This is a genomic window from Streptomyces sp. NPDC048637, assembly GCF_040650675.1.
Taxonomy (GTDB): Bacteria; Actinomycetota; Actinomycetes; order Streptomycetales; family Streptomycetaceae; genus Streptomyces.
The window spans coordinates 1-14795 of the sequence record NZ_JBEZHQ010000051.1 but is presented as its reverse complement, the minus strand read 5'-3'; the positions used below and the strand labels follow the sequence as shown (position 1 = coordinate 14795).

Sequence of the window (14795 nt, the reverse complement as noted above, 5' to 3'; positions counted from 1 at the left end):
TCCCTCGACCGGGGCGTGGGTCGCCCATTCGGAGCAGTTCATGTGCAGCGTTCGCAAATGAGCGTCCCCAGGGAGAGCGATGACCGGACCCCATCACCACGCCTACGTCTGGCTCGGCAGCGGTGACGTTCTCGTCAAGCCGGGGGACGCTCATCGGCGGCCGGGTCACAAGGAGTTTGCGTCCGCGCAGGTGATGCCGCTGGAGTGTGCGGACTGGCTGCTGAAGCCGGCCGCCCGGATCGAGGCGACGTTCGAGGAACCGAAGGAGGCGGCCGACTGGTACGACGCCCAACTCGCCCACTACGGCAGCCTCTTCGTCGGCTCGTACCCGCCGAAGCCGTTGTACGAGGAGACCGTGCGGGCGCTGGCCGCCGGTGAGGACCGGGTCGGGGGCTGGTGGGTGAGCGGGGGACGGTTCCTCTCGGTGAACCTGATTGCGTGCAGTCCGCACCGGGTGCGTCCTGATCTCGCCTGCCCGCTGGCGTAGCCCGCTGCGGAGCTGATCCGTCCTGCCGTCGAGGGCGCACTGTCGTCGAGGCCGCCCTGCTGTCGAGGCCGTCCTGCCGTCGAGGCCGCCCTGCCGTCGAGGCCGGGCGGCCGTCCGCCGCGTGAGCCAATGCGCAGCCGGTGGCTCAGTCACGTGATCGGCCGGACAAGTCCTAGTCAGCCCTGGTGAACGCGTGGAAGGCGTCCTCGCCCGTGGTCCACCAGACACCGAGCCGTTGGCGGGTCAGGCGCCAGCCGCTGGTGTCCCTGGTGAACTCCCAGTCGTAGGGGCCGCCCATGGCATAGGGCGAAGCGGTCGCCCCGGGGTCGGCGACGGCCACGAACCACATGTAGCCGATGCCGGTCGCCCGGTCGCCCCGCACCTCGAAGTCCAGGTTGAGGATGTGGTGCTGCATGCGGGTGTACGGCGCCTCGGCCTCGATGACCTTGTCCAGGATCGCCTCCCGGCCGTGGATCCGTTCCCACGGACCGAACTCCAGGACCGCGTCCTCTGCCCAGTACTCGATCCAGGTGCGCCACTCCTTGCGGTCCAGCGCCCGCCAGCCGTGGATCAGCAGCGCACGCAGCGACTCCTTGTCCTCCAGGCGCTGCAGGCGTTGTGCGAGGTTGTCGTCGTTGCCGGGGGAGGCGGACACAGGCGCTCCTTTGAGGGGGACGGACATCTGTGGGGGGACGGACATCTGAGGGGGACGGATATCTGTGGGGGGACGGACAACGGCGGCGGCCGGCGACGGGAATCGTTTGTGTCGGCCGGGTGCGCCGGGTGCAGCAACTCTGTGCCGTCGGCGGCCACTCATCCAGGGCGGGGCGAGGCCGGGTACCGCACACCCGGGCACCGCACACCGGCGTCCGGCTACCGTCCCTTGGCGGACAGCTCACCGGCCGGGCGGAAGGCCGGCGCCGGCCCGCCCTTCCCCTTCCCCTCCCCTTCCCCCTCCCCCTTCCGCAACCTCGTGAACAGCACGCCACACACGCCCTGTTCGGCCTTCAGGTACCGAAGGCCGGGGCCGGGGCGCCGGGGCAGGACGGCCGAGACAGGGGGGCCGGGGCAGGGCGGTCGGGGCAGTGCCGCCGGGGCCCCGCCTCAGCTCCGGTCCGGTGGCGCTCCGCCCGTCGTCCGGCCCATGACCTCATGGGCCAGCCTGATCAGGTCCGGGATCCGCGGGTGCCCCGGGCCGTCGCGCCAGGCGATGACGACGGGGACGGGTGGGGCGTCGGTGAGGGGGACGTAGGCCATGGCCGGGTGGGGGTGCATATCGGCGGTGGCGGAGGTGGTGACGCCCACGGCGCGGCCGCCGGTGATGGCGGCCAGCCAGTCGTCGGTGTTGCCGATGGTGATCGTGGACGCGGGGCGGGCCGCGGGCGGCCACAGGTCGAGGGTGGTGATCCCGGAGACGGTGTTGACGGCGATGGTGCGGTCGGCCAGGTCGGCGAGGGAGAGGGTGGTGCGGCGGGCGAGCGGGTCATCGGCGGGCAGCCCGGCCACTCGGGGCTCGGTGGTGAGCCGCTCGGTGATCAGGCCCGGGGCGCGGACCTCGCCGCGCAGCAGGGCCGCGTCCACCTCGCCACGGGCAAGACCGGCCGTGCGGTCGTCGATCCGGAGGAGTTCGAGCGGGGTCGCCGGGTGCTCCTCGTGCCAGCGGCGGAGCAGCGCGGTGGTGTCCGTACCGGCGCCTGCCCAGGCATGGCCCAGGCGCAGCGGCCAAACGGTGTGCCGGGCGTAGCCGAGCGCCAGGTCGAAGGCGGTCACCGCGACCGCGGCCCGGTCGCGGAAGGACAGCCCGTCCGGGGTGAGCGCGAGGTGATGGGTGGAACGGTCGACGAGGCGGACGCCCAGGGCCTGCTCCAGCTGGCGCAGGGTGCGGGAGACGGCGGGCTGGGTCAGATGCAGCCGCTCGGCGGCGCGGGTGATGCTCAGGGTGTCGGCGATGGCGAGAAAGCAGCGGAAATGCCGGAGCTCGATGCTCATGCGTGCGGAGCATAACAACAGGGGAAAAGGCATTTCACGGACCGGAAGGGCGGGCCGTAGCGTGGTGGCGTGAATGCTTCGCCCGAGAGCCCCGATGGCGGGACCCCCGCCAGCCCCACCCCTCCCGTCCACACCGTGCCCGCCGATCACGGCGGGCTGCCGCATCCCATACCGTCCTCGCCCGAGGTGCTGACGGCGGAGGCACAGGCCGGGACCGCCGGTGCGGCGGGTGCGCGTGGGCGGATCGGGTCGGTGGCGCTGGTCATCGGCGGGATCGTCTCGCTGCAGTTCGGCGCGTCGGTGGCGGTGCTGCTCTTCCCGCGGGCCGGGGCGCTGGGCGTGGTCACGCTACGGCTGGTCGTCGCCTCGCTGGTGCTGCTGATCGTCTGCCGTCCCAAGGTGCGTGGGCATTCGCGGGGCGACTGGGCCACGGTGGTGGCCTTCGGCGTCGCACTGGCCAGCATGAACTCGCTCTTCTACGAGGCGATCGACCGCATTCCGCTGGGCGCCGCGGTCACCCTGGAGTTCCTCGGCCCGCTGATCCTGTCGGTGGCGACCTCCCGCAGGCTGCTGAGCCTGCTGTGGGCGGTGCTGGCCCTGGGGGGCGTGGTGTTGCTGGGGCGTGAGGGGTTCGACGGGCTCAATCTCGTCGGAGCGGCGCTCGCGCTGGCGGCCGGCGGGCTGTGGGCCGCCTACATCCTGCTCTCCGCCCGTACGGGGCAGCGCTTCCCGCAGGCGGACGGACTGGCACTGGCGATGACCGTCGCGGCGCTGCTCAGCCTGCCGGTCGGCATCGTCAGTGCGGGCTCCGCACTGCTGAACCCGGTCACGCTGGGGCTGGGCGCCGCGGTCGCCCTGATGTCGTCCGTCCTGCCCTACACCCTGGAACTGCTCGCCCTGCGCAAGCTCCCGGCCTCCGGTTTCGCGGTGATGATGAGCCTGGAGCCGGCCGCCGCGGCCACCGCCGGATTCCTCGTCCTGCACCAGGCACTGGGCTGGGCCGAGGTGCTGGCGATCGGGCTGGTCGTGATCGCGAGTGTGGGGGCGGTACGGAGCGCGGGGGCGGGTCCGCACTGAGCCGGGCGCGCCCGTACGGCTGAGGCGACCTCGGCGGGGTCGGACCGCCGTCCCGCCGAGCCCCGCCGCAATCCCGCCCCGCCCGCTGCCGTCCCGCCGCGCCCGCTGCCGTCCCGACGGGCCCCGCCGCAATCCCGCCGGGCCCGCTGCCGTCCGCCAGGCCCCGCCGCCGCCCCTCCGGCCCCGCCGCCGTCCCGCCAGGCCCCGCTGCCATCCCGCCGGGGCAGGCCGGGCGAACGGAGGCCACACCGACGGCGTCATGCGCCGCCTCGGGCGGTGACATCAGGCCGGTTGGACGGAAGATCAAGATGCCGGGTCCGGGGGCGGACCGGCCCCCCGGCATGCTCAACGGCAAGACGAATCCCCGACGTCACAGGCCCCTTGCCGGCTGCGGCACCGGCTGCCGACCGCCAGGAGGCGAGCCGGCGGGAATCTCTCAACGGCATTCCCTGACCAGAAAATCATGCAGGCGTGCTTGATTGTTTCCGGCCGCGCTGCCACGCTCGGAGCGCACCCGCACCACACCGCACCCGTACGGCCGCAGCGCTCCGCCGCGGCCGTCGCCGTTTGTCAACGCACCCCGCTGTCATGGCAGTTGGGTGGATGAGGGGAGTGTCGCGTGTCCGATCCCGGCGCCGTACTGGCGGATCTCAGGGCGGAGAGCGAGGAGCTGGACGCGCTGGTCGCCGGGCTGCCGGCCGAGCGCTGGGCGGACCCGACGCCCGCCGAGGGCTGGACCATCAATCACCAGATCGCCCATCTGGCCTGGACGGACCAGCAGGCGCTGCTCTCGGCCACCGACCCGGAGGGGTTCGCGCGGGCCGCACAGGAGGCGCTCGCCGCACCGCTCACCTTCGTCGACGAGGCCGCCGAGACCGGTGCGCGGACGCCGCCCGCCGAGCTGCTCGCGCAGTGGCGGGCGGGGCGGGAGGCGCTGCACCGCGCGCTGGCGGAGCGGCCCACGGGCGGGAAACTGCCCTGGTACGGCCCGCCGATGAGTGTGGCCTCGATGGCCACCGCGCGGCTGATGGAGACCTGGGCGCACGGGCAGGACATCGCCGACGCACTGGGTGTCGTCCGGCTTCCCACCACCCGGCTGCGGCATATCGCCCGGATCGGGGTCCGGACCCGCGACTTCGCCTATGCGACACATCAACTCACCCCGCCCGAGGAGGAGTTCCGGGTCGAGCTGCGGGCGCCTGACGGCACGGTGTGGGAGTACGGGCCGCCGGATGCCGCACAGCGGGTGACCGGTACGGCGCTGGAGTTCTGTCTGCTGGTGACCCAGCGGGCGCACCGGGCCGATCTGCCGTCCGTACGGGCCGAAGGGGTGGACGCGGAGCGGTGGCTGGAGATCGCGCAGGCCTTCGCGGGCCCGCCGGGGAAGGGCCGGGAGCCGTCCGGGAGGGCCGCCACCTCATGAGCGACGGCCACACCGCAGACCTCGCAGACGACACCGGCCCCATACACGCCATACACCCCATACACCCCCTGCGCCCCATAGGCGCCGACCCCGCCGTCCTCCGCATCGGCAATGCCTCCGGCTTCTACGGCGACCGCTTCGACGCACTGCGCGAGATGCTCACCGGCGGCCCGCTGGACGTACTGACCGGCGACTATCTCGCCGAGCTGACCATGCTGATCCTCGGCCGGGACCGGCTGAAGGACCCCACCCGCGGATACGCCCGGACCTTTCTGCGGCAGCTGGAGGACGGTCTCGGGCTGGCCGCCGACCGCGGGGTGCGGATCGTCGCCAACGCGGGCGGGCTGAACCCGGCCGGACTCGCCGACGCCGTACGGGAGTTGGCGGACAGGGTCGGCGTGCCCGTGCGTGTGGCGCATGTGGAAGGCGATGATCTGCTGGCACGCGGAGGGTGGGGCGAGGGGGTGCTGACCGCCAATGCCTACCTGGGCGGCGGGGGCATCGCCGCGTGTCTGCGGGCCGGTGCCGATGTGGTGGTGACCGGGCGGGTCACCGATGCCGCGCTGGTCAGCGGTGCGGCCCAGGCCCACTTCGGCTGGCGGCCCGAGGACCTGGACCAGCTGGCCGGGGCGGTGGTCGCCGGGCATGTCCTCGAATGCGGCACCCAGGCCACCGGCGGCAACTACTCCTTCTTCGGTGACCACGATCTGCTGCGGCCCGGCTTCCCGCTCGCCGAGATCGCCGCCGACGGCAGCTCGGTGATCACCAAACACCCGGGGACCGGTGGCGCGGTCACCACCGGCACGGTCACCGCCCAGCTGCTGTACGAGACGGCCGGGGCCCGCTACGCCGGGCCGGATGTGACGGCGCGGCTGGACACCGTGCGGCTGACGGAGGAGGCGCCGGACCGGGTCCGGATCGACGGGGTGCGGGGCGAGGCGCCGCCGCCGACCCTCAAGACCGGGCTGACCCGCCTCGGCGGCTGGCGCAACGAGGTCACCTTCGTCCTGACCGGGCTGGATGTGACGGCCAAGGCCGTGCTGGTGCGACGGCAGATGGAGGCGGCCCTCGACGCGGCGGAGCACCGCCCGGCCGAGGTGCGCTGGACGCTGGCCCGCACCGACCGGGACGACGCGGAGGTCCAGGAGGAGGCGAGCGCACTGCTGCGGCTGGTGGTGCGGGACGCCGACCAGGACGCGGTGGGCCGGGTGGTCAGCGGCGCCGCGGTCGAGCTGGCGCTGGCCAGCTACCCGGGCTTCCATGTCACCGCACCGCCCGGCAAGGGCACCCCGTACGGGGTTTTCGAGGCGGTGGCGGTGGACGCGGCCGGGGTGCCGCACCTCGCCGTGCTGGCGGATGGCACCCGTATCAGCAGTCAACCCGCCGCCAAAACAAGGGAGTTGGTGAGGCTGGCCGACCCGCCGCTCCCCAGGCCGCTGCCCGCCGGGGCCACCCGGCCAGGGCCCCTCGGCCGGGTCGCCGGAGCCCGCAGCGGCGACAAGGGCGGCTCGGCGAACGTCGGGGTGTGGGCCCGCAGCGACCAGGCCTGGCGCTGGCTGGCACATGAGCTGACCGTCGAGCGGTTCCGGGAACTGCTGCCCGAGACCGCCGAGCTGCCGGTCGACCGGCACGTACTGCCGAATCTGCGGGCGCTCAACTTCGTCGTCGACGGGCTGCTCGGCGAGGGCGTCGCCGCGCAGGCCCGGTTCGACCCCCAGGCGAAGGCCGTGGGGGAGTGGCTGCGCTCGCGGCACATGGACATACCGGAGGTGTTGTGGTGACCGTGCTCGGAACCGGGCTCGACCCGTCGGGCGCCGAGTACGCGGAGCGTCGTACGGCGATGCTCGCGAAGCTGGCGGAGATCGAGGCCGAACACACCAAGGCGACCGCGGGCGGCGGGGAGAAGTACGTCGCCCGGCACCGGGGGCGCGGCAAACTGCTCGCCCGGGAGCGGATCGAGCTGCTCGTCGACCCCGATACGCCGTTCCTGGAGCTGTCGCCGCTCGCGGCCTGGGGCAGCGACTATCAGGTCGGCGCCTCGCTGGTCACCGGCATCGGCACCGTCGCGGGCGTGGAGTGCCTGATCACCGCCAACGATCCGACGGTGCGCGGCGGCGCCAGCAACCCCTGGACGCTGAAGAAGGCGCTGCGGGCCAACGAGATCGCCTTCGCCAACCGGCTGCCGGTGATCTCGCTCGTCGAGTCCGGCGGCGCCGATCTGCCCAGCCAGAAGGAGATCTTCATCCCGGGCGGGGCGCTGTTCAAGGACCTCACCCGGCTGTCCGCGGCCGGTATCCCGACCGTCGCCGTGGTCTTCGGCAACTCGACCGCGGGCGGCGCGTATGTCCCGGGGATGTCCGACCACGTGATCATGGTCAAGGAGCGCGCGAAGGTGTTCCTGGGCGGGCCGCCGCTGGTGAAGATGGCGACCGGCGAGGAGAGCGACGACGAGTCGCTGGGCGGCGCCGAGATGCATGCCCGCACCTCCGGGCTCGCGGACCATTTCGCGGTCGATGAGCCGGATGCGCTGCGCCAGGCCCGGCGGGTGGTCGCCCGCCTCAACTGGCGCAAGGCGCACCCCGATCCGGGCCCGGCCGCCCCGCCGAAGTACGACGAGGACGAACTGCTCGGCATCGTCCCCGGCGACCTCAAGGCGCCGTTCGACCCGCGCGAGGTCATCGCCCGGATCGTGGACGGCTCGGACTTCGACGAGTTCAAACCGCTCTACGGGCCGAGCCTGACGACCGGCTGGGCCGAGCTGCACGGCTATCCGGTCGGCATCCTCGCCAACGCCCAGGGCGTGCTCTTCAGCGCGGAGTCCCAGAAGGCCGCACAGTTCATCCAGCTGGCCAACCAGCGTGACATCCCGCTGCTCTTCCTCCACAACACCACCGGCTACATGGTCGGCAAGGAGTACGAGCAGGGCGGCATCATCAAACATGGCGCGATGATGATCAACGCGGTGTCGAACTCGAAGGTCCCGCACCTGTCCGTCCTCATGGGCGCCTCGTACGGCGCCGGCCACTACGGCATGTGCGGCCGCGCCTTCGACCCCCGTTTCCTGTTCGCCTGGCCGAGCGCCAAGTCCGCCGTGATGGGACCGCAGCAGCTGGCCGGGGTGCTCTCGATCGTCGCCCGCGCGTCGGCGGCGGCCAAGGGGCAGCCGTACGACGACGAGGCCGACGCCGGGCTGCGCGCGATGGTCGAGCAGCAGATCGAGTCGGAGTCGCTGCCGATGTTCCTGTCCGGGCGGCTCTACGACGACGGCGTCATCGACCCGCGCGACACCCGAACCGTCCTCGGCCTGTGTCTGTCCGCCCTCCACAACGCCCCCGTCGAGGGCGCGCGGGGCGGCTTCGGCATCTTCCGGATGTGAGGCAGAAGTGATCCGATCCGTACTCGTCGCCAACCGCGGCGAAATAGCCCGGCGGGTCTTCCGCACCTGCCGTGAACTGGGCATCTCCACCGTCGCCGTGCACTCGGACGCGGATGCCGGCGCCCCGCACGTACGGGAGGCCGACGCCGCCGTACGGCTCCCGGGCGACGCCCCGGCCGACACCTATCTGCGCGGCGACCTGCTGGTGCGGGCCGCGCAGACCGCCGGAGCCGACGCGATCCACCCCGGCTACGGCTTCCTCTCCGAGAACGCCGCCTTCGCCGCGGCGGTGGCCGACGCGGGCCTGGCCTGGATCGGGCCGCCACCCGCCGCCATCGAGGCCATGGCCTCCAAGACGCGGGCCAAGGAGCTGATGGCCGAGGCCGGGGTGCCGCTGCTGGCCCCCGTCGACCCCGGGCGGGCCACCGAGGCCGATCTGCCGCTGCTGGTGAAGGCGGCGGCGGGCGGCGGCGGCCGCGGCATGCGGATGGTCGGTGAACTGGCCGCACTCGAAGGGGAGTTGAAGGCGGCGGCGGCCGAGGCGGCGTCCGCGTTCGGCGACGGCGAGGTGTTCGTCGAGCCGTATGTCGTCGGCGGGCGCCATGTCGAGGTGCAGATCCTCGCCGACGGGCACGGGGCGGTCTGGGCCCTCGGTACCCGCGACTGCTCCCTCCAGCGCCGCCACCAGAAGGTCATCGAGGAGGCCCCGGCCCCCGGGCTGTCCGGGGAACTGCGGGCCACCCTGCACCGGGCCGCGGAACAGGCCGCCCGCGCCATCGGCTACCGCGGCGCGGGCACCGTGGAGTTCCTGGTCGACCGCACCGGACGGGCGTACTTCCTGGAGATGAACACCCGCCTCCAGGTCGAACACCCGGTCACCGAGGCCGTTTACCGCCTCGACCTGGTCGCCCTCCAGCTGAGCATCGCCGAGGGCCGCCCCCTGGACACCGAACCGCCGCGGCCCCACGGGCACGCCGTGGAGGCGCGGCTCTACGCGGAGGACCCGGCGGCCGGCTGGCAGCCGCAGACCGGCACCCTGCACCGGCTGGCGCTGCCCGACGGCGTCCGGCTGGACTCCGGCGTGACCGACGGCGACACCATCGGCGTCCACTACGACCCGATGCTGGCCAAGGTCATCGCCTGGGCGCCGAGCCGGGACGAGGCCGTGCGGAAGCTGGCGGGCGCCCTGGAGCGGGCCCGCGTCCACGGCCCCGTCACCAACCGCGAACTGCTCGTACGGTCCCTGCGCCACCCGGAGTTCACCGACCCCGGCGCGCTGGACACCGGCTTCTACGACCGCCACCTCGGCGAACTGACCAGCGCCGGCGCCGACGGGGCGGCGGTCTTCGCGCTCGCCGCGGCCCTCGCCGACGCCCACGGCCGCTCCCGCTTCGGGGGCTTCCGCAACGTCCCCTCCGGGCCGCAGACCAAGACCTACACCTGCGCGGGCAGCACGTACCCGATCCGCTACCGGCTCGGCCGGGACGGGCTGTCGGCCGAGGACTTCCCGGACGTACGGCTGCTCGCCCTCGGACCGGACGAGGTGGTGCTCGAAGTCGACGGTCTGCGACGGCAGTTCGCGGTCGCCCGCTACGGCGACCGGGTCCATGTCGACGCGCCCCCCGCGCCTGGCGGGGGCGCCCCCGCGCCCGCCTCCTACGCGTTCACCGCGCTGCCCCGCTTCCCCGACCCCACCGCCCGTACGGAGCCCGGCTCCCTGCTGGCGCCGATGCCCGGCACGGTCGTACGGATCGCGGCGGGCCTCACCGAGGGCGACCCGGTCGAGGCCGGCCAACCGCTGCTGTGGCTGGAGGCGATGAAGATGGAACACAAGATCACCGCTCCGGCCGCCGGGACCCTCACCGCACTGCCGGTCCGCCCCGGACAGCAGGTCGAGGTGGGGGCGCTGCTGGCCGTCGTCGCCGAGACGGGCGCGGCCGGGGAGACCGTGGCGGACGCGGGCTGATCCCGGCCGCCCGGCTTCCCTCCGTACGCGCATCACCCGCACCTCACCCGCACCTCACCCACCGCACACAAGGAGCCGTCATGAGCAGTGCCATGAGCAACCCTGTGATCGAGACCGAGGAACACCGCGCCCTGCGCGAAGCCGTCGCCGCACTCGGCAAGCGCTACGGCCGCGCCTACTTCACCCGTGTCGTGGCCGAGGGCGGACACACCGATGAACTCTGGGCGGAGGCCGCCGGGCTCGGCTACCTCGGCGTGAACCTCCCCGAGGAGTACGGCGGCGGAGGCGGCGGCATCGTCGAACTCTCCCTCGTCCTGGAGGAGCTGGGCGCCGCCGGCTGCCCACTGCTGATGCTGGTCGTCTCGCCCGCCATCTGCGGCACGGTCCTCGCCCGGTTCGGCACCGAGGAACAGAAGCGGACCTGGCTCCCGGGCCTGGCCGACGGCTCCCGCAAGATGGCCTTCGGCATCACCGAACCGGACGCCGGATCCAACTCGCACCGCATCACGACCACCGCCTGCAGGGACGGGACGGACTGGGTCCTCAACGGCCGCAAGGTGTTCATCTCGGGCGTCGACATCGCCGACGCGACCCTGATCGTCGGCCGCACCGAGGACGCGAGGACCGGCCGCCTCAAGCCCTGCCTGTTCATCGTCCCGCGCGACACCCCCGGCTTCGGCCACACCCCGATCGCGATGGAACTCTCCGCCCCGGAGAAGCAGTTCGAACTGACCCTGGATGACGTACGGCTGCCCGCCGAGGCGCTGGTCGGTGACGAGGACGCCGGGCTGCTGCAGCTGTTCGCCGGGCTCAACCCGGAGCGGATCATGACCGCCGCCTTCGCCCTCGGGATGGGCCGCCACGCTCTCGACCGGGCCGTCGACTACGCCCGTACCCGCCAGGTGTGGAAGGAGCCCATCGGCACCCACCAGGCCCTCGCCCACCCGCTTGCCCAGGCCCATATCGAGCTGGAACTCGCCCGGTTGATGATGCAGAAGGCGGCGCATCTCTACGACGCGGGCGACGATATGGGTGCGGGCGAGGCCGCCAACATGGCCAAGTACGCGGCGGCCGAGGCCGCGGTCCACGCCGTCGACCAGGCCGTTCACACCCTCGGCGGCAACGGCCTCACCCAGGAGTACGGCCTCGCCTCGATGATCACCGCCGCCCGGGTGGCGAGGATCGCGCCGGTCAGCCGCGAAATGATCCTCAACTTTGTCTCGCACCAGTCCCTCGGGCTGCCCAAGTCGTACTGAGCACGCCATGCTGCCCGTACCGGCCGGCGGCCGCCGCCTCCGGCGGACCGGGCGGGCCCGCCCCCGCACCGCCCCGCCGCACCCACCATCGAAGGGAAAGGCCCAGGCATGGTGTTCCACGTCTTCCACAGCGAGTACGCCGACGTCACGCCCGTAGAGCTGCCGATCCACGAGGCCGTCCTCGGGCGGGCGGCGGAGTACGGCGAACGGCCCGCCCTGATCGACGGCCTCGACGGCACCGCCCTCAGCTACACCGAGCTGGACCGCTTCAGCCGCCGGCTCGCGGCCGCCCTCGCGGCGGCCGGGGTCCGCAAGGGCGACGTACTGGCCCTGCACAGCCCGAACAGCGTGCTGTTTCCCGTCGTCTTCTATGCCGCCTCGCGCTGCGGGGCGGCGGTCACCACCGTCCATCCGCTCGCCACCGAGGGCGAGTTCACCACACAGCTCCAGGACTCAGGGGCCCGCTGGATCGTGACCGTGTCGGCGCTGCTGGACACCGCCCGCGCCGCCGCACAGCAGACCGGCGGTATCGCCGAGATCCTCGTCTGCGACCGGGCCGCGGGCCACCGCTCCGTCCAGGACCTCCTCACCTGCACCGACCCCGAACCGTCCGTCACCCTCGACCCCGCCGACGACCTGGCCGCACTGCCCTACTCCTCCGGCACCACCGGAACCCCCAAGGGCGTGATGCTCACCCACCGCAGCATCGCCACCAACCTGGCCCAGCTCACCCCGCTGGTCACCAACGGCCCCGACGACCGGGTACTGGCCGTGCTCCCCTTCTTCCACATCTACGGGCTGACCGCCCTGATGAACGCCCCGCTGCGCAACGGCGCCACCGTCGTCGTACTGCCCCGCTTCGACCTGCGGCAATTCCTCGCCGCCATCGAGGAACACCGCATCACGGCCGTCTATGTCGCACCCCCGATCGTGCTCGCCCTCGCCAAACACCCCCTGGTCGCCGACTACGACCTCTCCTCCCTGCGCTATCTCGTCTCCGCGGCGGCACCCCTGGACGCCGAGCTGGCGGCGGCCTGCTCCCGGCGGCTCGGCCTGCCGCCGGTACTGCAGGCCTACGGGATGACCGAACTCTCGCCCGGCACCCACGTCGTGCCCCTCGACGCGCCCAGCCCGCCACCCGGCGCCGTCGGCAAGCTGATCCCCAACACCGAGATGCGCCTGGTGTCCCTGGAGACCGGCGAGGATGTGCCGCCGGGGGAGAGCGGCGAGATCCTGATCCGCGGCCCCCAGGTCATGAAGGGCTATCTGGGACGGCCCGCCGAAACGGACGCGATGATCGACCCCGAGGGCTGGCTGCACACCGGCGACATCGGACGGGCGGACGTCGACGGCTGGCTGTATGTCGTCGACCGCGTCAAGGAGTTGATCAAGTACAAGGGCTACCAGGTCGCCCCCGCCGATCTCGAAGCGCTGCTCCTCGGCCACGACGCCATCGCCGACGCGGCGGTCATCGGCGTCGTGGACGCGAACGGCAACGAGGTGCCCAAGGCATTCGTGGTCCGGCAGCGGGGGGCCCGGCTGAGCGAGGACGAGGTCATCGCGTACGTTGCCGATCAGGTCGCCCCCTACAAGAAAGTGCGCCGCGTGGAATTCCTGGACAGCGTGCCGCGCGCCACCACCGGAAAGATCCTGCGGCGCGAACTGCGCGCCAGGGAAAGGAGTTCGACGCCCCGATGACCGACGCATCCGCCACGACCCTGGTCCCGCGCTCCCACGACCGCGGCATCACCACCCTCACCCTGGACTCCCCGCACAACCGCAACGCCCTCTCCACCCGCCTGGTCGCCGAACTGCACCAGGCACTCGCGGACGCCGCGGCCGACGACGACACCCGCGCTGTCGTCCTCACCCACACCGGCGGCACCTTCTGCGCCGGCGCGGACCTCGCCGAGGCCACCTCGGGCACCGCGAAGGACGGCCCGCTGGGCCTGGCCCGGCTGCTGCGCGCCCTCGTGGCGCTGCCCAAACCCGTCGTCGCCCGGGTCACCGGACACGTCCGGGCCGGCGGCCTGGGCCTGCTCGGCGCCTGCGACATCTCCGCGGCCGGACCCGACGCCACCTTCGCCTTCACCGAGGCCCGGCTGGGCCTCGCCCCCGCCGTCATCTCGCTGCCGCTGCTGCCCCGGCTCGACCCGCGCGCCGCCGGCCGCTACTACCTGACCGGCGAGAAATTCAGCGCGGCGGAGGCGGCCAGGATCGGCCTGGTCACCCTCGCGGCCGACGACGTCGACACCGGCCTCGCACCCCTGCTGGACGGGCTGCGCAAGGGCTCCCCCCAGGGTCTGGCGGAGTCGAAGAAGCTGGTCACGGCCGAGGTGCTGGCCGCCTTCGACCGCGACACCGAGGCGCTCGCCGAACAGTCCGCGCGGCTCTTCGGCTCCGCCGAGGCCCGCGAGGGCATGACCGCCTTCCTGGAACGACGGGCCCCGGCATGGGCGCGCTGACCCCCGCCCGCGGCCCCAAACAGCCCCAGCAGGAACGCAGCCGCGCCACCCGCCTCAAACTGCTGGAGGCCGCGGTCTCCTGCCTGGCCGAACGCGGCTGGAGCGGCAGCACGGTCGCGGTGGTCGCCGAGCGGGCCGGCGTCTCCCGCGGCGCCGCCCAGCACCACTTCCGCACCCGCGAAGACCTCTTCACGGCTGCCGTCGAACACGTCGCGGAAAAACGCCAGAGCGCCGTCAAGGCAGTCGCCCACAACCTGCCGCCGGCCGGCTCCGTCGCCCGCACCTGGATCATCGTCGAGGAGCTCGTCGGCCTCTATACGGGCCCGCTGTTCCGCGCCGCGTTGCACCTGTGGGTGGCCGCCTCCGACGAGGAGCAGCTGCGCGAACGTGTCACGGCCCTGGAGGCCCGCGTCGGCCGCGAGGCCCACCGCACGGCCGTTGCACTCCTGGACGCCGACGAATCGGCCCCCGGCGTACGGGAAACCGTCCAGGGCCTCCTCGACATGGCCCGGGGCCTCGGCCTCGCCAACCTCCTGACGGACGACTCGGCCCGCCGGGCCAAGGTCGTCGAAGAATGGTCCAAGATCATCGACGACCTCTTGAGACGGTAGGGGGCCTTCCCACGTTTTCGGCCGTCCCGCCGTCTGGGACCTCGCCGTTGCGCCTGCGGCGGGCGGGGTCCGCTGCGCGGGGCTGTGGGTGCGGTGACGGGCCTCCGGGGCCTGGTGTGTGGACTGCTTCGCTTTACGTCCACAC

General features: G+C 73.0%; 12 protein-coding genes. 10 read left to right on the top strand and 2 right to left on the bottom strand.

The features are described from left to right. Positions 1 to 79: 79 nt before the first annotated feature. Entirely contained in the window at positions 80 to 487 is a 408-nt protein-coding gene (locus AB0C46_RS36755; RefSeq protein ID WP_362833412.1) for a hypothetical protein, read from the top strand. A 172-nt stretch (positions 488 to 659) separates the two neighbouring features. On the opposite strand, the gene AB0C46_RS36750 is transcribed toward AB0C46_RS36755, so the two are convergent. Next, positions 660 to 1142: a nuclear transport factor 2 family protein gene (locus tag AB0C46_RS36750; protein ID WP_362833411.1), complete on the bottom strand. Its 483-nt coding sequence runs from the start codon at positions 1140 to 1142 to the stop codon at positions 660 to 662. Between the two features lie 449 nt (positions 1143 to 1591). Next, the gene (locus AB0C46_RS36745) at positions 1592 to 2476 is read right to left on the bottom strand and encodes a LysR family transcriptional regulator (protein ID WP_362833410.1); all 885 of its coding nucleotides are present in this window, start codon (positions 2474 to 2476) and stop codon (positions 1592 to 1594) included. 189 nt (positions 2477 to 2665) lie between these two features. Here AB0C46_RS36745 and AB0C46_RS36740 point away from each other — a divergent pair, with 189 nt between their 5' ends. The 9 genes from AB0C46_RS36740 to AB0C46_RS36700 all read left to right on the top strand — a co-directional run bounded on the left by AB0C46_RS36740 (position 2666) and on the right by AB0C46_RS36700 (position 14650). Beyond that, positions 2666 to 3553, top strand: coding sequence for an EamA family transporter (locus tag AB0C46_RS36740; RefSeq protein ID WP_362833470.1), 888 nt, complete (start codon positions 2666 to 2668; stop codon positions 3551 to 3553). Between the two features lie 619 nt (positions 3554 to 4172). Then, a complete protein-coding gene (locus AB0C46_RS36735) occupies positions 4173 to 4976 on the top strand; it encodes a TIGR03084 family metal-binding protein (protein WP_362833408.1) in 804 nt (267 codons plus the stop codon). A gap of 77 nt (positions 4977 to 5053) precedes the next feature. Further along, entirely contained in the window at positions 5054 to 6757 is a 1704-nt protein-coding gene (locus AB0C46_RS36730) for an acyclic terpene utilization AtuA family protein (protein ID WP_362833469.1), read from the top strand. After that, complete coding sequence (locus AB0C46_RS36725) at positions 6754 to 8352, top strand: carboxyl transferase domain-containing protein (protein ID WP_362833407.1); 1599 nt, start codon at positions 6754 to 6756, stop codon at positions 8350 to 8352. The genes AB0C46_RS36730 and AB0C46_RS36725 overlap by 4 nt, the downstream gene beginning before the upstream one ends. A gap of 7 nt (positions 8353 to 8359) precedes the next feature. Continuing rightward, positions 8360 to 10318, top strand: a complete 1959-nt coding sequence (locus AB0C46_RS36720; protein WP_362833405.1) for a biotin carboxylase N-terminal domain-containing protein — start codon at positions 8360 to 8362, stop codon at positions 10316 to 10318. An 80-nt stretch (positions 10319 to 10398) separates the two neighbouring features. Continuing rightward, positions 10399 to 11574 carry an acyl-CoA dehydrogenase family protein gene (locus AB0C46_RS36715; protein ID WP_362833403.1) on the top strand — a complete coding sequence of 392 codons (1176 nt, stop codon included), beginning with the start codon at positions 10399 to 10401 and terminating at the stop codon, positions 11572 to 11574. A 108-nt stretch (positions 11575 to 11682) separates the two neighbouring features. Further along, a complete protein-coding gene (locus AB0C46_RS36710) occupies positions 11683 to 13272 on the top strand; it encodes a 4-coumarate--CoA ligase family protein (protein WP_362833401.1) in 1590 nt (529 codons plus the stop codon). Beyond that, positions 13269 to 14039, top strand: coding sequence for an enoyl-CoA hydratase family protein (locus tag AB0C46_RS36705; protein ID WP_362833400.1), 771 nt, complete (start codon positions 13269 to 13271; stop codon positions 14037 to 14039). The genes AB0C46_RS36710 and AB0C46_RS36705 overlap by 4 nt, the downstream gene beginning before the upstream one ends. Continuing rightward, entirely contained in the window at positions 14027 to 14650 is a 624-nt protein-coding gene (locus AB0C46_RS36700; RefSeq protein ID WP_362833399.1) for a TetR/AcrR family transcriptional regulator, read from the top strand. The genes AB0C46_RS36705 and AB0C46_RS36700 overlap by 13 nt, the downstream gene beginning before the upstream one ends. Positions 14651 to 14795: the final 145 nt, after the last annotated feature.